17 protein-coding genes are annotated in these 18,788 nt (G+C 37.6%); 14 read left to right on the forward strand and 3 right to left on the reverse strand.

All coding sequences use genetic code 11. The features are described 5' to 3' along the window. Nucleotides 1-290 precede the first annotated feature (290 nt). Nucleotides 291-647: a DUF362 domain-containing protein gene (locus tag AC2D3N_RS09150; RefSeq protein WP_079677551.1), complete on the forward strand. Its 357-nt coding sequence runs from the start codon at nt 291-293 to the stop codon at nt 645-647. A gap of 141 nt (nt 648-788) precedes the next feature. On the opposite strand, the gene AC2D3N_RS09155 is transcribed toward AC2D3N_RS09150, so the two are convergent. After that, nucleotides 789-2,162 (reverse strand): GH1 family beta-glucosidase, encoded by a 1,374-nt coding sequence (locus AC2D3N_RS09155; protein WP_484693417.1) that lies wholly within the window; start codon nt 2,160-2,162, stop codon nt 789-791. A 299-nt stretch (nt 2,163-2,461) separates the two neighbouring features. On the opposite strand from AC2D3N_RS09155, the gene AC2D3N_RS09160 reads away from it, so the two are divergent. The 11 genes from AC2D3N_RS09160 to AC2D3N_RS09210 all read left to right on the forward strand — a co-directional run bounded on the left by AC2D3N_RS09160 (nt 2,462) and on the right by AC2D3N_RS09210 (nt 14,834). After that, nucleotides 2,462-3,175 (forward strand): hypothetical protein, encoded by a 714-nt coding sequence (locus AC2D3N_RS09160; RefSeq protein WP_484693418.1) that lies wholly within the window; start codon nt 2,462-2,464, stop codon nt 3,173-3,175. A 280-nt stretch (nt 3,176-3,455) separates the two neighbouring features. Then, entirely contained in the window at nt 3,456-4,793 is a 1,338-nt protein-coding gene (locus tag AC2D3N_RS09165; RefSeq protein ID WP_484693419.1) for a PDDEXK family nuclease, read from the forward strand. Then, complete coding sequence (locus tag AC2D3N_RS09170; protein ID WP_484693420.1) at nt 4,793-6,430, forward strand: Cas10/Cmr2 second palm domain-containing protein; 1,638 nt, start codon at nt 4,793-4,795, stop codon at nt 6,428-6,430. The genes AC2D3N_RS09165 and AC2D3N_RS09170 overlap by 1 nt, the downstream gene beginning before the upstream one ends. Continuing rightward, a complete protein-coding gene (locus tag AC2D3N_RS09175) occupies nt 6,411-7,070 on the forward strand; it encodes an RAMP superfamily CRISPR-associated protein (RefSeq protein ID WP_484693421.1) in 660 nt (219 codons plus the stop codon). Before AC2D3N_RS09170 ends, AC2D3N_RS09175 begins: the two co-directional genes overlap by 20 nt. After that, entirely contained in the window at nt 7,070-8,764 is a 1,695-nt protein-coding gene (locus AC2D3N_RS09180) for an RAMP superfamily CRISPR-associated protein (protein WP_484693422.1), read from the forward strand. Before AC2D3N_RS09175 ends, AC2D3N_RS09180 begins: the two co-directional genes overlap by 1 nt. Next, nucleotides 8,757-10,415: an RAMP superfamily CRISPR-associated protein gene (locus tag AC2D3N_RS09185; RefSeq protein ID WP_484693423.1), complete on the forward strand. Its 1,659-nt coding sequence runs from the start codon at nt 8,757-8,759 to the stop codon at nt 10,413-10,415. The genes AC2D3N_RS09180 and AC2D3N_RS09185 overlap by 8 nt, the downstream gene beginning before the upstream one ends. After that, nucleotides 10,396-11,043: a Uma2 family endonuclease gene (locus tag AC2D3N_RS09190; RefSeq protein WP_484693424.1), complete on the forward strand. Its 648-nt coding sequence runs from the start codon at nt 10,396-10,398 to the stop codon at nt 11,041-11,043. Before AC2D3N_RS09185 ends, AC2D3N_RS09190 begins: the two co-directional genes overlap by 20 nt. 12 nt (nt 11,044-11,055) lie before the next feature. Next, complete coding sequence (gene csx19, locus AC2D3N_RS09195) at nt 11,056-11,667, forward strand: type III-D CRISPR-associated protein Csx19 (RefSeq protein ID WP_484693425.1); 612 nt, start codon at nt 11,056-11,058, stop codon at nt 11,665-11,667. Beyond that, a complete protein-coding gene (locus AC2D3N_RS09200) occupies nt 11,664-12,245 on the forward strand; it encodes a Uma2 family endonuclease (protein ID WP_484693426.1) in 582 nt (193 codons plus the stop codon). The genes csx19 and AC2D3N_RS09200 overlap by 4 nt, the downstream gene beginning before the upstream one ends. 27 nt (nt 12,246-12,272) lie before the next feature. Further along, complete coding sequence (locus AC2D3N_RS09205) at nt 12,273-12,731, forward strand: DUF29 domain-containing protein (RefSeq protein ID WP_484693427.1); 459 nt, start codon at nt 12,273-12,275, stop codon at nt 12,729-12,731. Continuing rightward, nucleotides 12,732-14,834, forward strand: coding sequence for a TIGR03986 family type III CRISPR-associated RAMP protein (locus AC2D3N_RS09210; protein ID WP_484693428.1), 2,103 nt, complete (start codon nt 12,732-12,734; stop codon nt 14,832-14,834). 96 nt (nt 14,835-14,930) lie between these two features. On the opposite strand, the gene AC2D3N_RS09215 is transcribed toward AC2D3N_RS09210, so the two are convergent. Next, entirely contained in the window at nt 14,931-17,348 is a 2,418-nt protein-coding gene (locus AC2D3N_RS09215; RefSeq protein ID WP_484693429.1) for a CHAT domain-containing protein, read from the reverse strand. A 254-nt stretch (nt 17,349-17,602) separates the two neighbouring features. Continuing rightward, on the reverse strand, nt 17,603-17,797 hold the full coding sequence (locus tag AC2D3N_RS09220) for a heavy-metal-associated domain-containing protein (protein ID WP_484693430.1): 195 nt from the start codon (nt 17,795-17,797) through the stop codon (nt 17,603-17,605). Nucleotides 17,798-17,997: 200 nt separating this feature from the next. On the opposite strand from AC2D3N_RS09220, the gene def reads away from it, so the two are divergent. Together def and AC2D3N_RS09230 are read left to right on the forward strand one after the other, a co-directional pair. Beyond that, a complete protein-coding gene (gene def / locus AC2D3N_RS09225) occupies nt 17,998-18,561 on the forward strand; it encodes a peptide deformylase (protein ID WP_079677565.1) in 564 nt (187 codons plus the stop codon). Nucleotides 18,562-18,577: 16 nt separating this feature from the next. Continuing rightward, the gene (locus AC2D3N_RS09230) at nt 18,578-18,781 is read left to right on the forward strand and encodes a hypothetical protein (protein ID WP_079677566.1); all 204 of its coding nucleotides are present in this window, start codon (nt 18,578-18,580) and stop codon (nt 18,779-18,781) included. Nucleotides 18,782-18,788: the final 7 nt, after the last annotated feature.

An 18,788-nucleotide genomic window follows, 5' to 3' on the forward strand; every position in this document is an offset into this window, starting at 1 on the left:
AGGGCTACTCAGTGACAGATATCCGATGAACCCTGTGATTAAATCTAGCTAATTATGTGATCATCATCACATGGCAAACAATAACTACACTCAGTTTCTACAAGATTTTATTTTGGGGGTTGAATTGAGACAATGCTATCACTTTTTGGCTGAACATCGCTTTTTGATGGTACTATAGAAGTTAGGGTATCTTTGCTGAAAACTGTTGAATAAAAATCAATTCATTAAAAAAATATTAAAAATTCCCAAATTTGATTAATTGTTGAAATGTAACGATTCTTGTGGCATTTATGAGAAATTCTATCGTTCAGGGCGTCAAAACAGCAGAATTTATCGAAAAATTGGGTTTAAAACCCCGTCATGAAGTAGAAGGGGTTTGTTCTCCGATGTCTCTGGGTGAAATTGTTCGTCGTCATGGGATGGATCAAATTTTAGGGGACGGGATACGGATTTTGGATGCGGATACCCTCCCTTTAACCGAATATCCGAATTTGTCCCCTCAACCCGTGCGGTTTAAATCGATGTTCGCCCCCAGCTTATTAACGCAGGTGGACTGTCGCATTAGTATCGGTGCGTTTAAACGGACAATTCTCAACGGAAACCCTTTAATTTCTGCATCCTTAAAAAATTTATTTAGACCGGATTGATCAACTTCGCCAATCAAAAATCACCCCAACTTAGAACAAACTATCACAAAATTAAACAAATCTTGGATTTCGTTGGCTCTGTTTTTGAATATACATTATTCTTTAAGTTTTTCCAGACTTTCCCTAGGCTTAAAGATGAGGTTAAACGACCCGATTTTGCCGAATACATTCAGCATACCATTGAAAACTGGCTTTCGGAATCCGTTTTTGTGTGGGATAATCCACATAAATTAATCCAAAACGGCGCTGATATCCCCAAGCCCATTCAAAGTTATCCATTAAGCTCCAAACAAAATATCCTTTTAGGGGATATCCTTCAACAATAGCCCGATGTGCTGAGTGAAAATGCTGACGTAAATACATAATCCGATCAGTATCAATTACCTCGACCTTTTGGTTTAATTCATCTTCAGCAGCACAGCCACTTTCTGTAATTAGAATAGGTAAATCTGCTCGGTTTAAGGTTTCGCTAATATGACGAATTCCCCAATAAATACATTCAGGAACAATATTCAACCAAGGCATATTCATTCGGGGATATCCTTTAGGTAATCCGAGAAATTCAAACCCCATAGGATTGTCGGAAGCGCGGACATAGGTAGCCGAGTAAATATTTAATCCTAATTGGTCTAAAGGTTGATGAATAATTTCTAAATCTCCGGGTAATATATCCGGGGCTTCATTACCTAATAATTCCAGTAAAGCCGGACTATAGGAACCTGTTAAGGCGGGAACCGTAATACCACCATTTTGACCACATAAATGAAAGGCTTTTTGGGCGGCTAAAATATGTTCTGGGGTTTCCGCAATCGGAACCGTTACCGCACAATTATCGACTAGAGAAATAGTACAAGGAACGGGAGAATTAGCTCTAATTGCTTGTACTCCCAATCCATGGGCTAATAAAGCATGATGGGAGGTTTGCCAAACTTCTTTTGGACGGGAAACAACGGTTCCGGGTGCATGGGGCGGAATGGCATTGACTTGATAGCCTAAATGGGTAAAACAGGGAATTTCATTAATCGTCATCCAATGGGTAATGCGATCGCCCAATTCACCCACCACAACCGCCACATAATCAGCAAAATCCTGAGCCATTTCTCGACTGCGCCATGACCCGTATAAATCCTCTAAAGCCTGGGGACTATCCCAATGAAATAAAGTAGCATGGGGGGTAATTCCATGGTTTAATAAAGCATCAACTAAGCGTTTATAAAAATCGATTCCCGCTTGATTAACAGCGCCTCTACCATTGGGAATAATTCGCGGCCAAGCGATACTAAATCGATAATGTTTAATCCCCAATTCCACCATCAATTGAATATCGGTTTCATAACGATGATAATGGTCGCAAGCGTTTTCCCCTGTGTCTCCATTTAAAACCCGTCCGTCGGTGAGACTGAAGGTATCCCAGACACTCGGTAGACGACCCCCCTCCCCAACAGCCCCTTCAATCTGATAGGATGCGGTAGCGGCTCCCCAGATAAAATCCAGTGGAAATTGATCACTTACCATTGACACCAAGCTCCTTAAATAATCATTTAACTTTGATTAAAATTGTTCCAGAAATCCCTTGAAAATAAGGAACCGTTTGATTTAAATATAGTTTAACAGGGGATAGGGCAAGTGATTGTCACTGAGGGAATAGAAGAATAATTTTTACGTTTAGGTTTGATGATTTTATAGTATTTAAGGATATTCTAAAGAAGTGTTAGAATCAAGGAATAGCCATATCACACCGGACGGGGGTTGCTCCCAAGTCAAATCAAAGGGTAAATTCCTGATACCTAAAAAATCCTAATTCAATGAGGACTATGATGCTAAACCGATTCAAAGCGATTTATAGGATAGTGATTTTGAGTTTAGGGTTGGTTTTCCTACTGGGAATCACACCTACTTGGGCTGCTCAGTCCCTCCCTGAACCCAATGCTCAGGGTAACTATGTGAGCCTATCTTCCCATCTATATTGGCAAGTTGTTGATGCCGATCCGAATGGATTGAATTGTCGGATGGGAAATTCCAGCATTGAAGAAATTTGGAATCCTGATAACCCTGGATTTCCGAGTATTAGTAATTGGCCAGTGGTCGCCACATTTAAACCCGATGAGATTTTTCGAGCGCAAGTGAGTTATAGTGGCTTTGTTTTCACCAGAGATGATCAATTTTTACCTTGGATTTTTGTTAAGAAAAAACTTGATGGCACGCCTGCAAACTGTTTTGTCCGGGCAAATAGTGCATTAATTAAACCCGTTGAAGAACCAAAGAATAATAATATTTCCACGTCGCCCATCGAAACTCCAAAAGAGAACAATATTTCTATCCAACCCGTTGAAACTCCACCCGTTGAAATCCCTCCTGATACCAACGTTGTTGAAACTCCACCCGTTGAAACTCCTCCTGATAATAACGTTGTTGAAACTCCACCCGTTGAAATCCCTCCTGATACCAACGTTGTTGAAACTCCACCCGTTGAAACTCCTCCTGATAATAACGTTGTTGATAATACGGAACCCCTTATCGACTTGTAAGTCTCTGGTGGTTTCTAAGGTCTATTGAGAAACCGTTGTGATAAAAACTGTAGGGGTTTGGTCTTCAAACCCCTGGGGTTCATTCCTATAGCAATCAGCCATCAATCAGGGTTTAATCTGGCACATCGGGATCAATTCCCGATTAATATATCCAGAGTTCTGCCGAGAGTCAGGAAACCTCCAATGTTTAAGGTGGATTTGCCTGGAGAGTGAAGGATAGCGATCGCATTTTTTACTACTTAAATTATGTTCACCAGTTAACCTAAATTTAGAGGAATTTATGACCAGTACAAATCATTATGATTTTGAAGCTTATCAAGTTGATCACCTATTTTTGTTGGTGGGTGAGAATCCTTTGCCGAATTATGTAGCGGCAAAGACACTACTGGGAGAAGGGGGTAAGCTTTATCTCGTTTATACAGAACATACTCAAAAAGCTGTAGAACGCTTACAGGAAGTGTTGGAGGTTCCTGAAGAAGAAAGACAAAAATTAACTGTGGGATTAGAAAATTATGAATCTAATGCCCATGAAATTCGGCAGCGTATTCACAAGAAAATCACAGAAATTCGAGAAGAAGAAAGCAAACAGAAAGAACCAAAATTGCGGTTCGGATTGAATTATACAGGTGGAACTAAAGCAATGGCTGTTCATTCTTATCAGGCTTTTTTAGAGCTAAAAGGCTTAGAGGCTGTTGTTTTTAGCTATTTAGATTATCGAACTATGCAAATGATGTTCGATAATCCGATTGCTCCTGTCTCTGTCAAAGATAAAGCTAGTATTTCTCTTAAGCAGCTTTTTCAGCTACACGGATTCTCTTTGAGTAAAGACCCAAAAACTGAAGTTGTCTATCCTGAGCTTGTAAGCGTTTTAATTAAAACAGAAAACTTAAAAGCATGGAAATCTTGGTGTCGCAAAGTCTTGCAAGTTCAAGGAAAAGTTCAAACTGAAATAGCTACCCTAAACGATGGTAATGATAAAGAAATAAAGCTAGTTGAATTGGGAAATTGGAAAAACAAAGATGAACTCAAATCTATGTTATTAGATATTCAAGAACTGCCAGAAGATATTCAAAATATCTTAATTAGTTTGGAAATTACTGAAGATGGGAAAAAGCTATCAATCAGTAAGTTAATAGAACAAGAAAAAATACCAAAGCCTAGTAAGAATTCAAAATATCCAGAGGAAATATGTAAATGGCTAGATGGTATTTGGTTAGAAGATTTTGTTTTACAAGCAATCAAACAAATCCAACAAGAAGACGAAAATATAATTGATGAATTTGGAATGTCATTTAATTTTCCACCAAAAGCTAACATTGCTGAATTTGAGTTTGATGTGGCTTTCTTACGAGGTTATCAACTGTTTGCACTTTCTTGTACGACAGATGATACCCCAGGACTTTGTAAGTTAAAACTATTTGAAGCTTACCGGAGAGCAAAGCAGATGGGAGGAGATGAAGCAAGAGTTGCATTAGTTTGTTGCTCCAATAATCCCTCAAAAATTCGCAATGATTTTTTAGCTCAAATTAAGGATGAAAAAGTTAAAGTATTTGGGAGTCAAGATTTACCTAAACTTGGACAAGAACTTCAATCTTGGATTAAAGAGGTAGAAAAATAATGAGTCATTATACAGCAACGGTCATTGATACAACTGGTATTCAGAAATATATTTTCGGAAGTAATCGATTAAGAGAAAATATCGGTGCTTCTCATTTAGTTAAGTTGGCGACTACTAAATGGGTTGAGGATTGTCTCAAAAAAATAGGTCATGTTCATATCCCTAACAAAGATCAAAATGAATTAGAACCGAAAATCCATAAAGACTCTAGTTTTGTTGCTGAATTAGTTTATGCTGGAGGAGGAAACACAGTTATTTTATTTAGAGATTACGAAAACGAAAAAGCAAAAGAATTTACGAAATATCTTACCCGAAAAATACTTGAAGATGCACCAGGACTTAATCTTGTTATTGCTCATCAAGACTTTAACTGGAAAACTCAATTACTAAGCGACATTATTGATCAAAAATTAATTAAGGAGAAACTAGACGCAAAAAAAAGAAAAGCTATTGCATCAGTTCCGTTATTGGGTTTAAGTGTAACAGCAACTTGTAATTCAACAGGGTTAGTTGCTGTAGAAGATACTGATGATAAATACGGAATACCAAAGGGAGAAGGATATCTAGCTTCTAGAGAAATTGTGGCAAAACTTAAAGCCGCAGAAATAGCAAATAAAGAACTAGAAAATTTACTGTCTCTAACAGATACTTATCAAGTCGCTCGTGATGTTGATGATATGGGACGTTCAGAAGGAGAAAGTAGTTATGTAGCAATTGTTCATGCTGATGGAAATAAAATGGGTCAACGGTTTGAAGAATATGCCAAAAATTCCTGTAATCAAGGTTCTTCAATTTCAGAAAAAAATGAAAACTATATTGTGGCTATGCGAAATCTGTCTTGGTCTGTAGATAGAGCCGGAAAGAAAACCATACAAGAAGTTGGTGTAGTTCTCAAAGATGCAATTGAACGAAAAGTTGTAAGTATCAAAGATAACTATTTTCCATTTCGACCCATTGTTTATGGTGGGGATGATATTACATTTATTTGTGATGGTCGCCTTGGAATTTCCTTAGCAGTTGAGTTTTTAAAGCGATTTGAAAAGAATACGGAAAATCTACCAGATGAGAAAAGAAAGGTAACAGTTTGTGCGGGTATTGCAATTGTCAAAACTCATTATCCATTTGTAAGAGCTTATGAATTATGCGAGGCATTATGTGGTAACGCTAAAAAGTTTTTACGAAAAGAAACTGAAGACTATTCAGATAAAAAACCAATGTTTTCAGCTATAGACTGGCATATTGCAGCTAGTGGTGTACTTGGAAACATTAGTCAAGTTCGAGAGCGAGAGTACCAGGGTGGAAAGTTAACGGTACGTCCAATGCGATCGCATGAATATGCAGGTAGTTGGTTGATGTGGGAAGATTTGGCAAAAGTGATTCAAGAATTTAAGGAAGGGGAAACTTGGAAAGATAAGCAAAATAAAGTAATAAATTTGCGTCAAGTATTGAGGCAAGGAGATAAAGCAACCGAGCAATTTTTAATTGCTTGTGGGGATGAATTACCAGAATTTCCAAGAGCAGATTCAAGACTAAAACAACAAGGTTGGCTAAATGATAAATGTTATTACTTTGATGCCATTGAAAGCATGAAATTTCATATCCCACTAGGAGGAGATAATGTACTCAATCAAGATTAAACTACTGAGTGATACAACTTTTGGAAGAGGAGATGGTGTTGCAGGATTAATTGATGCTGAAATTGAACACGATCGCTATGGTTTCCCTTATTTGCGAGGACGCACTCTCAAAGGACTGCTGAGTGAGGAGTGTGATAATCTAATTCTACTCTTACCAAAATCCCAACAACAAAAATGGATTGAGGTTAGATATCAACTGTTTGGACAAGCGGGAAGCACTCAGGAAAAAATGGCTCAGATGCACGTTGGTGATGCTTGTCTTCCTTTGGGTTTAAGAAATGCGATCGTACAACAACAAGAAGATGGTTTTCCGACTCCTGTAGATATTCTCAATTCTCTAACTGGAATTCGTCAGCAAACGGCAATTTATTCAGAAACAGGCGCACCCGATCCCCATAGTTTGCGAAATGCGCGTGTGATCATCCGCGATCGCCCGAATGCTCAACCCAGTTACACAGTCGCCTTATATTTTGATATCGATCCCACACGGGAAATGTTAGGGCTATTAGGTGCAGGAGTTTTAGCCCTTAGACGCATTGGAAGCGATCGTAATCGAGGGCGGGGTCATGTGCAATGTAGTTTGTACCGTCAAGAGGAAAATATTAGTGCTGAATATCTTAATTGTTTAGGAGCAAATTAATGCAAGTTATTCACTTTTTATTACATACTGAACAACCTATTTTAGCGACTTCCTTACAAGGTGATCCGAATAGTGATGTGTCTTATCCCTATATTCCCGGTAGTATGATTCGGGGAATGATAATTGGTCGCTATTGTCGCCAGAAACAAGTTCAGGAATTGGATATTTTAGATCAAACAATTAGAACGCTATTTTTTGAAGACAGCACCCGTTACCTAAATGCTTATCTATTCAATTCAGAGAAAAAACAGAGAACTTTGCCAACTCCTTTATGTTTATATAAAGAAAAAGGAGATGAAACCTTAAAAACTGTTTTTGATTCTAGCCAAACAGATATAGAAGATCGACCCGCATCTCCAAAACGATTAGAAAAGCCATTTTGTTGGATTGATGAATATTCAAATCTTTCTCTTTATGAAACTAAGCGATGGATTAATATTCATAACAAACGAGATCGTAAAAAAGGCAGAGGAACTGAAGCTACGGGAGAAGTGTTTCGTTATGAAACAATTGACTCTTGTCAAACTTTTGAAGCGTTGATCTTTTGTGATTATGACGAAGATGCCGAAATAATTAAACCTTTACTAAAACCAGAAAAAGAAATACAAAATAGTAAAAATAGAGACAAAATTAATGTTTGGCTTGGTGGTTCTCAAAGTGCAGGGTATGGTCATGCAACTATTCCTATTAATGAAATTAAGTCAACAGAGAGTTGGAATGAAATAGGAATTAACTGGCAAGATAGAAGTGAGCGTCAAAATAATTTAACGGTTACTCTCCTTAGCGATACAATCATTCGAGATGAATGTGGACAAATTACAACTGAACCTCAAGAATTTGTTAATTTAATTTCAAGATTTCTAAAAACTGAACTCAAGCTAATTGATACCTACGCAAGTAGTACAATTGTTGGTGGATTTAATCGAAAGTGGGGTTTACCATTACCACAATTTCAAGCGATTGCAGCAGGTAGCGTTTTTGTTTTTGAATGTCCTAAAAATTCACTTGATCCTCAAGCAGTGATAAATTTAGAAACTCAAGGAATAGGAGAAAGACGAGTTGATGGTTTTGGTCGAGTAGTTTTAAATTGGATACCAGAAGAAATTGAAATTAGTGCCGAACAAGAAGATATTAAACAAAATATCAATACACAAGCATTAAATGATCAAGAAGAAAAAATTGCTAAAGACATTGCAGAAAGAATCTTGCTCCAGAAACTAGATGAGTTATTGATCGAGCAAGTCAGCCAAAATACACCACATAAAGACCAGTTAAATTCTGTTCAAAATAATCAACTTTCACGGTTAATGATTGTTACTAGAAATGCTTTAAATCAAGTTCAGGCTGGTTTACCCGATAATCAACCCCATGCACTTGATATCTTTTTAGGGAAAGATCGAGAATCTAGCCAAATGACCAAAGCTGGGAAAGAACAGTTTAGCAAAATTAAAATGAGGAATGGGGAGGCATTTGATAAGCAAATTTGTGACTGGCTGAAGGATTCAAATCAGTGGATTAAATTAGCTTGGCGCAGTAAACCTGAATATAGACACTTTATCACAGAAAACGAAGAACCAACTATCAAAATTGCCAGTCAGCCTGTTGGTTTAGACTCTAAGTTATGCCAACAATATACATTGCGTCTGATTTTGGCAATTACAAAAAAAATGATGAAGGAGAAAAACAATGCTTGAACTACCTTACAGACCCGATCATCGTCATATTATTCGCCGTGTGATTGTACGCGGAACTCTAGTTTTAGATGCACCAACTTGCTTAGGTACAGGAGATACAGATAGTCCTACTGATATGCCATTGTCACGGGATAATCTGGAAAGAAATAAGGTTTTATTAACAGGTTCATCTATTGCGGGTGCTTTACGAAACTATTTACGGGAACGCGAACATGGATATCTGACAGATGAAAAATCTGATGATTTAGCAACTGTTTTATTTGGTGGAACTCGCAAAGATGATGATGGTGAGCAAAGCAATTTGATTATTGATGATGCTATCGGCACTAAACCAATACAATCAGAACTCAGAGATGGAGTAAAAATTAATAGCATTACTCGGACTGCTGTTGATAAAGCTAAGTATGATTTAGAGTTACTACAAGCTGGTACTGAATTTCCTCTTGGTTTTGAATTGTTGATTGAGAAAAATGATAATGAACAACAATTAATTAAAGCTCTTGCTTTAGCACTCCAAGGCTTAGAACCTAATAATAGTTCAAAAAGTGGAGAAATTTCTCTTGGCATGAAAAAACGCCGGGGTTTTGGTCGCTGTCATGTCAAAGAATGGCAGGTTTGGAATTTTGATCTAACTGTTCCAGGCGATCGCACAAATTGGTTAAAATATGAGCATTGGCGCACAGGTTTATTTTCTGAACTTCCTAGTTATTCATCAATTAAAGACGCATTTACTCAAGCTAATATTAATAAAGTAGATTTCGATGAATTAGAGAAAGAAGATAAACGCGATCGCTTCACCATCCAAGCTACTTTTCAATTAGCCAGTCCCTTACTTATTCGTTCTGGTCAAGCTGAAACAGGACGCGCACCTGATGTTGTGCATTTAAAATCTTACCGAATAATTAATCAACAAATTAAATGGTTGTTTGACCGAGCTATCCAGATTCTAGGTGAGTTGCCATCAGAAATAGATTTATGGAGTTCTGAAAATTTGGAATTATTCTTCTTTGCACATAATCTTTTAAAAGCAAAAGTCTTAACATCTGTTCTCTCTGGTACAAGTTTAGCAGGAGTATTGCGACATCGTGCTGAACGGATTGTCAAAACGCTTCAGTGTTCATCAGGTCAAAACCCGAAATGTGACAAAGAACCGGAAATTGTCCAATGTATTTTTGGGGATGTCAATAAAAAGCGATCGCAAGCAAGCCGTCTAATTGTCCATGAGAGTACCATCAATCATACAACTGATTTAGTACAAACTCGGATTGCGATTGATCGTTTTACTGGTGGTGCTTATCACGGAGCTTTATTTCAGGAACAACCTATTTTTGCAAATGATAAAACAGAGCTAAAATTAGAAATAGAATTACGCAACCCTATAGAACACGAAATAGGCTTACTGTTACTACTACTTAAAGATCTCTGGACAGAAGATTTACCTGTTGGTGGTTCTAGTAGTGTTGGGAGAGGACGACTGAAGGGAAAAGAGGCTAAAATGACTTGGAAAGATTCAACCTGGGAGATTAAACAAAATGGTGATGATTCCCTTGAAATAACTCCAGAAAGTGACAAAGAAAAACTAAAAGATTATGTATCAGAACTGGTAAAATACATTAAGGAGAACAATAATAATGAGCAAAGCAATTCTTAAAACTCCTGAAATTTTAACTGAAATTTGGCAACCGATTGGTTGGCAAGATTTTCAACAGTTAGAGAATCAACCTGAATATGAAAAAGCTAGGTTTTATTATGATCATGGTTACATGAAAATTGAAATGAGTCCCCTTGGTATTAATCACAGCAGAGATAATTCAGTAGTGGCGCGATTAATTAGTTTATTTGCCACCTTGAAAAATATTCCAGTGGTCGAGTTTACGAATGTTACTCTAAGAAAAACTCCTATACAAGAAAGCCAACCCGATTCAGCATTTTATCTGGGAGAAATTTCTAACCCTCCCCCTCGCAGTAACGAGCCGATTGATTTAAACCAATATACACCGCCAACTTTAGTGATAGAAATTTCCTCAACAACTCTGAGTGATGATTTGGGAGAAAAACGGTTACTTTATGAGCGCTTAGGGATTGGTGAATATTGGGTAATTAACACCAATAATGCTAGTGTTACTGCTTTTAAAATGATTGATGGAGGAAGTCGAGAAATACGAGTCTCTCAAGTTTTACCCCCCCTGCAAATTTCAGTCGTTGAAGAAGCTTTGGAGCGGAGTAGAACCTCTGATGATGGTGAAGTCAATCGCTGGTTAATTCAACTGTTTAGTTAATGAGGTAGATCAATGAATAAACCCATTTGTCAGAATATCGATGATGTTAGCAAAATTGAGAGCAATTTAAAAGGATGGTTAGAAGAAAAAGCGAAAGATCATCATCTTCAATACTTACTGGCTCATGCTGATGATGGAGTCATTTGGGGAAGATTTGAAACCGATGGAACACTAATTACTCACACTGAACCACAACATTTATTTCCACAAAATAATTTTGCTAAACTCAGATGGTTAACGCTTCAGCAATGTCGAATATTTAGTAAAACTTCTGAGATTATGCTTTGGAAAGTAAATGGTCAACCCCAAAGCCGTTTGATCATTGAACCAGAAGGTACAGACTTTATCTGTGAACCTCAAATACTTTGGGGAACTCATGGTCAAAAAGATAAAGAAAACGGGTTTACTTTACTATGGGACGGACAGCAAGGTTTGAGGCACGCTGTCCCATTTACAGATATTGAGTTAGAGAGCGATCGCAAACTTAAAAATAGAGTGCGTTTGGAAGTTCACCACTATATTAATTATGATAATAGTAGTGGAGTGGCGAGAATTTATTTAAGTCGATTGGTAGATTTAGAATCCGTTAAAATAGAAAGTGAAAAATTGAGGAAAAAATTATGATTGCTGAACCCCAATATCCTCAAAAAATGACAGCGGAAGAATACCTAGAATGGGAATCTAAGCAGGAGCTTCGCTATGAATATATTGACGGCGAAATTTTGGCAATGACTGGAGGTACTCTTTCCCATGCTAAAATTTACCTCAACTTATACAGGGCTTTGTATCCTCATTTACGTCAAAGGGGTTGTGAAGCCTATGTGTCAGATGCAAAAGTTCAGGCTAGTGAAAAAAGTCGTTATTTCTATCCTGATTTAGTCGTCACTTGCGACCCAGAAGATTTGAAAGCCCGTGACTTTATTCAACATCCTAAAGTTATTGTTGAGGTGCTTTCTCCGGGTACAGCAAGTTATGATCGCGGTGACAAATTCAAGTATTATTGTCAGATTCCGAGTTTACAAGAATATATTTTAGTAGATTCTGAATCCATTTCTGTTGAAGTTTATCATCGAGGGGAGGGAAAAATGTGGCTTTATTATGCTTATACGGATGGGGAGATGGTCAGATTAGAAAGCATTGAGTTTGACTGCGCGATTGAAAGTTTGTATGAAGGGGTTATATTAGGAAATAAATCAGAGTAGTTAATTTAGTTACTGAGGAGCAAAAGCATGGCTGAAATAATACCAAAAAATGACACGCTTTATGAGCAAGATTTTGTAGCCTGGTGTGAAGATACTGTGGCTAAACTTAGAAAGCGGGATCTTGATTACCTAGATTTTGATAATTTAATTGAGGAGGTGGAGAGTTTGGGAAGAAGCGATCGCCGAGAATTAAGAAATAGATTGATGGTACTCTTTGCTCATATTCTAAAACGAATGTATGTCAATAGCACAGAAAATTACAATGGCTGGGAAGTAACTATTCTTGAACAACGGCGACAAATTCGGTATTTATTAGAAGACTCTCCCAGTCTCAAACCTTATCTAGCAGAAATATTAGCTAAAGTCTATGCTAATGCGCTAGAGAGTGTTCGATTTGAGTATAAACAAACAGAGTTTCCTGATACTTGGCAATTTGATGTTCAAACTGATGTACTTTTATCTAAAAAATATTGGGAGGAGCAATAAATGAATCCTAAGCATATTTCTGAGGTTCCAGAATTTATTAAAGATGACAAAGGGAACGATATTCCTCGTCGTGCAGTTGCACCTTATAACTTTGTAGAATTACCTGAAACAATAGTTCCAGCAGAGCCAATACCAACGCATAACTGCTACCATGACAACCTTCACACTGGCAAAATCAAGTGTACTTTGACTACTTCTTCACCGTTGTACATTCGCTGTGGAATGTCCCAAACTGACTTTGCTAAGTTTAATGATAAATCGGATGAAGATTTAAGTGATGAAGAAAAAAAGGACAAGCGTAAAACTCTCGCCCCATTCTTTGAGAATCCTGCTAATCATTACCCTACTATCCCTGGTAGCAGTCTACGGGGTATGCTAAGGACTTTAGTGGAAATAGTTAGCTACAGCAAAATTGACAAAGTTACTGATAAACAACTAATTTATAGAGCTTTTGCGGATACTACATCTTTAGGTGAATTTTACCGCGATCGCTTACTACAAGAAGAAGGCGAACGTCAGTATTCTTTTCTAATGCAAGCTGGTTATATAATTAAAACTCAAGAAGGTTCTGGGTGGGCAATTCAACCAGCTAAGAATCTGGTTGAAGGTACATCTTTTGTCAAGATAGATATACCGCAAATTAAGAATTTAGTGAAATCTCGTTGGCATGACATCAAACACGCTAGTAAAGTAACTGTTCACGTTGAGTCAATGACTTGGCATCCTCATAAAGGAGGATTTATCGAACTGTACTATGCAAAAGCCGTGCCACCTTTTGGACATCAGTCTAAATGCCAAGGAGTCTTGGTAGAAACAGATGGAATGCCAGGAAAGAAAAAAATGGAATGTGTAATTGGTTTACCTGATGATGAAGCTCAACTAATCCATATTCCAGATTATCCAGATTCAATGATTCAGAGTTATAAAGAACAGCTAACAAAAGAGCAGAAAAATCTTCTCGGTAAAGATGGTGTTCTAAAACCTATACACCCTGTCTTCTATCTAATAGAGGAAGGTAAGTTGGTATTTTTTGGACACACAATGATGTTTCGCTTACCTTACAAGGAATCGATCAAAAACTTTATTTCCGAACCTAACTATAAATTTCTTCCAGATTATTCTTACAATTCTCCAACTCTCGATTTAACAGAAGCTATTTTTGGATTTGTTAAAGACACTAAACAAACAGAAAATCAGACACAAGCTGGACGAGTATTTGTCAGCGATGCCAAGTGTCAGAACTCTGCTGATGAATACATCTGGCTTACAGGTAATTCTAATCAATCAATAGCTCTCAAAATATTGGATAACCCTAAACCTACAACATTTCAACATTACTTAGTTCAAAATAGTGATAAACTAGAGGAATTAAAACATTATGCCAGTTCATCTGAAGAAACAATAATTCGGGGTCATAAACTCTATTGGCATAAGAATAATGTAGGAGAAAGTAAAATTGAAGATCAAAAATCGAGTCGCACAGACATTAAGCCTATAAAGGATAATGTATCTTTTGATTTTACCATTTGGTTTGAAAATTTAAGCGAAGTAGAATTAGGTGCTTTGTTGTGGGTTCTAAATATTGCTGCTAACAAAAATTACCGCTTATCGCTAGGTATGGGTAAACCTTTAGGAATGGGAGCAGTGCAGATTATTACATCCCAATTTTCATTAAGTGTCCGTCATCATCGATATACTAACCTATTCCAAGAGCGTAATTGGGAAACAGGAGATAATTTTGAAATCGAGCCTAATGAGGTTAGAAAATCTTATTTACAGAAGTTTGAAGATTATATTCTCAAACATACTGGGGTACAATTTAAACATTTACATGATGTGCCACGAATTCAAAGCCTCTTAAAAATGTTGTCTTGGCCTGGTGTTGCAGAAAATTCAAGCCGATACATGGAAATTGAGCGTAAGGAACAACCTTGTATTGGCGAGTTAGGCAAAAATGGTAAAGCTAACGAATATAAAAATCGCCCAGTTTTACCAACTCCTTCTCAAGTGATGAAAGACGATCAGAAAAAGAACTATCCAGGATCTTCGCAACCTTCAAATGGGAATAATTCTGCTGCTTTGGCCAGACCACAAAAGCGATAAAATGCGATCGCACCCTTCCTATTTGCTAAACCCCTAAAACTTGATTTTCCTAACAAACTAATCTACATTTTTACCTTGAGAAGAAGGGTTCATCGTCTATTTTTCTTCTTTCAATAATAATTGCCAATCTCGAATTAACTCCTTAGACCACATCCAATTTTGAGATAATTCATTAGGTTCAAATTTAGTAGGTGCTTCACTCATCACCTTATTACTAAATTTAACCGCTTTACTCAACATAAACTCTTTTTCTTTACTAGGCAAAGTTTGAGCAAATCTCCACCAAACCAAAGAAATTCCCGCATAAGCAGTTAACTTATCCTGTTGTTGAACTTGAGACTGGATATTATTAGCAGTTCCTGGTATAATTTTCCCTGATAAAGTAGGTTCCTCAACCTCTAAAACTTGCATCCAAACTTGATAGGCATTTTCTAACTTTCCTTCGGTATAATAGGCAAAACCCAAGGCGTTTTTATACTTCATAGATTTAGGATCTTGTTGAACTGCTTTTGCCCAATGTCGTCGCACGTCATCAATTTTATATTCCGTACTTCCCCTTTGAATAGATTGCCAAGCTAACCGACCATGAAGAAAATTAACAATAGGATTATTCAAATCTTGAACCTGCACCGCAGCTAAGGCGGCTTTAGCTTTTTGTAAGGCTCCTCTATCTAATAATTCTGTAGTTGCTTCTTCTGCCGATAATAGATTTCTCTGATAAAATTGTTCAACGGCAATTCCTAAAACATAATCAGTATTTGCTGTTTTTAAATCCGTAGCTTGAGGTTGATTTGAGTTAACAGTAACTGAAGGAGTTTGTCTATCACTGGCTAATTTCTTTGATTGTAAAGCCATATTTTGCCACCACAAAGCCCCAAAACCCAAGGGAATTAGCAAAAATGGTAAAACCCAGAATAATCGTTTTCCCTTAAATAAATTAACCGCACTTAAACCCGATAGAAAGGTTTTAGAATCAGAGGTTAAAGACTTATTTGTAATGGTTTTTGACGGTGAGTTTAAAGATAAAAAAGGTGTTTTTTCTGATTCTAAATTGGGTATTGATTCGGTTTTTTTTGGGGGATTTTCAACCTTTGATTTACTTAGAAAATCTCCAATAAAATCAAGACCATCTGAATCATTATCTAAATTATCTTCATAAACAATATCATCTAATAGACCTTCGATATTATCATCATTCATGCTATCCAATTCGGATAATGATAGAGTTTTAGTGGTAGATTTTGGCTTCAAATCTTGTTCTGCTGAAGCAGAAGGCAAAGGTAAAAATTCCTGTTCTTCGAGAATCGAATTATTAGCTTGACTGGCGGTTAAATACCCATTAAATTCCCGATGTAAATATAAAATGGGCAATGCCCAATATAATTGATCGGAACCATAGGCAGAAATTAATCCTTGTCTGGCTCGACTTAAACTTAAATCAATCGGATAACCCTGATTTAGATTTCTATATAATAATCGCGTTAAGGTCAGTGCTACATCATCAGGAATCCGTTCCGCCATGGCTAACACCCCTGGAATACCGCGCTTAACGGCATATTCAGCTAAATTTAATGGGGCAGTTTCATCGCCAACATTTGGTATGTTTCCATAGGCTCCCCGACAGGAATTTAACACCACCATTTGTACGCCATTATTAACTAATAATCCAGCTAAATCATCGCCATTTAGAGTTTCCGTTAATCCGGTTCGACGACTGACTAAATATAATTCTCCCCCAGATACACCTAAATTACTATGTCCGGCATAATGAAAGACTTGATATTCTCCTTGTTCCAGGGCTTGGGTGAGTTGTTCTCGGTCGGGTTGTTCTAAAATAGTTAGTTGAATATCGGGGGTGATGGGTTCTATAAAATTGCCGTTACTTCGTCTATTTTCCCGTCGCAATTCTTCTTGTAAATGCAATACTTCCCGCTTTAGTTGTAGCGTTTCTTGGTCGGTGGGTGCGGCAATAGCAATTAAAATTTTTAAGGGTTGATTTGGTTTTCTAACTTGGGTTTGAAGAATAGAATTTATCCCGGGTTGGTAACGGGAAAATCCCACATCTGTTCCCGTCGCCATCGGACGATCTCCGGCGTGTAATACTTCCCAAGGTAAACTCGATAACCGTTTGCCTTTTAAGCCTAAGCGTAATTGTAATAATTCTTGACGATTTTGGGCGATCGCTTGGGCGCAAGTCCAACTATCATGTAAAGTTCCTTGAAATAAGCCATGATAAAGCTGTTGACCCAATTCGACTAAACTTAATAGAGGCGGATCACTGGTGGGTTGAGTTTCGATTGTTTGGCCCAAACCCCGAGAACGACGAACTGTTTGGCCCTCCAATAGACCTAACAGGGGATCATTCATTAATTGACGAGCCTGGGCTAACCATTCGTCCACAGGCCATTTAACTTGTTCTTCGGCTAAAGGAACACCGGATGCGACTTTTTCGGTGCGCACCAAATATTCATTATCTCCAACCGGGGTCACGGAAATATGGAATTCCTGAGTCATAAAAATCTATGACGGAAATGTAACTATTTTGCTCCTGAGTCTAGGGTAACGAATATTAGGCAAAGTAGTAAGCCCTTCAGGGCTTAATCCCCTAAACCTAACACCGGAAATTTCCTGTAGTAAGCCCTTGCTGGGCTTAATCCCCTAAACCTAACACTAATAAATTTAATCTGGTGGTTATTGGTGTTAGGTTTTGCGGCTAAGTTTAGGGAAGAAAGCCCTGAAGGGCTTACTACTTATGACCCCAAAATTCCCTATTCTACGGTATGACCAACGGCTATAATCGCTTCTTTAATCTCGGTTTCCGAGGGTTTACCGTTAATATTCACTATTTTTGTCTCTAAATCAATACTAATATCAGCCTCAGCATCCAAAGATTTAATCGCCTTAGTAACAGTATTGGCACAGGCTTGACAAACTATAGAAGTAACTTTGATTTCAACGGTCATGGGTTTTGGTAGTAATCGACAATTCTAATGATTAACTTGCTCTACCATAAAAATTATTAAATGTCAAGTTGATTCGGGATAATTGTTGGTGATCGGTTGTTGGTTAACACCTCAACACCGGAGAAATGGGTGTTAATTGTTAAAATACATTAAGATATAGGGAGGATAATATTGTTTCAGAAGTTAAGAGCAACCCTTCTATGACCTCACAAGTTTTAGTTGAAAAGAAAAAGTTAGAAAAACCTCCCTTTGAGATTCACTATTTAGGCGATCGCGCCTTGAGAACCCCAGCAAAACGAGTTTCTCGCATTGATGATGAAATTCGTCAACTGGTGCGGGAGATGTTACAAACCATGTATAGTGCCGACGGTATTGGTTTAGCCGCGCCTCAAGTCGGCGTGAATAAACAGGTGATTGTGATTGACTGCGAACCGGATAATGCTGCTAACCCCCCTTTAGTCTTGATCAATCCGACTATTATTAAATCCAGTACGGAAATTTCACCGTTTCAAGAAGGGTGTTTGAGTATTCCGGGGGTTTATATGGATGTGACTCGCCCGGAAGTCGTGGAAGTGTCTTTTAAAGATGAAAATGGCAGACCGCGCACCCTAAAAGCGACGGAATTATTAGGTCGGGCAATTCAACATGAAATGGATCATTTGCATGGGGTTTTATTTGTGGATCGAGTGGAGAATAAATTGGCTTTAAATGAAGAATTGGCCAAACATAAATTCTCACCCAAAGCTGTTAAATTCGTTAAATAATATAGGATAATTAAAGATGGTCGGTACTCCAAAAAGCATGGTTTTATTATTGGGTTCTTGTGTAGCTGCGATCGCCTCTGTTGGTTCAGTTTTTGAATTATCTTCGGGAGATCCAGAACTGGGAAGTTTAACCACCAGTGTGATTTTGGCATTGAGTATTCCGTTAAGTATATTTCTATTTTTTGCTGCTGTTAAAGATGCTCAAATGAATCAAGAATAAACCTCTA

The sequence above is a fragment of the Planktothrix sp. PLAVEN19ND genome, assembly GCF_057220675.1.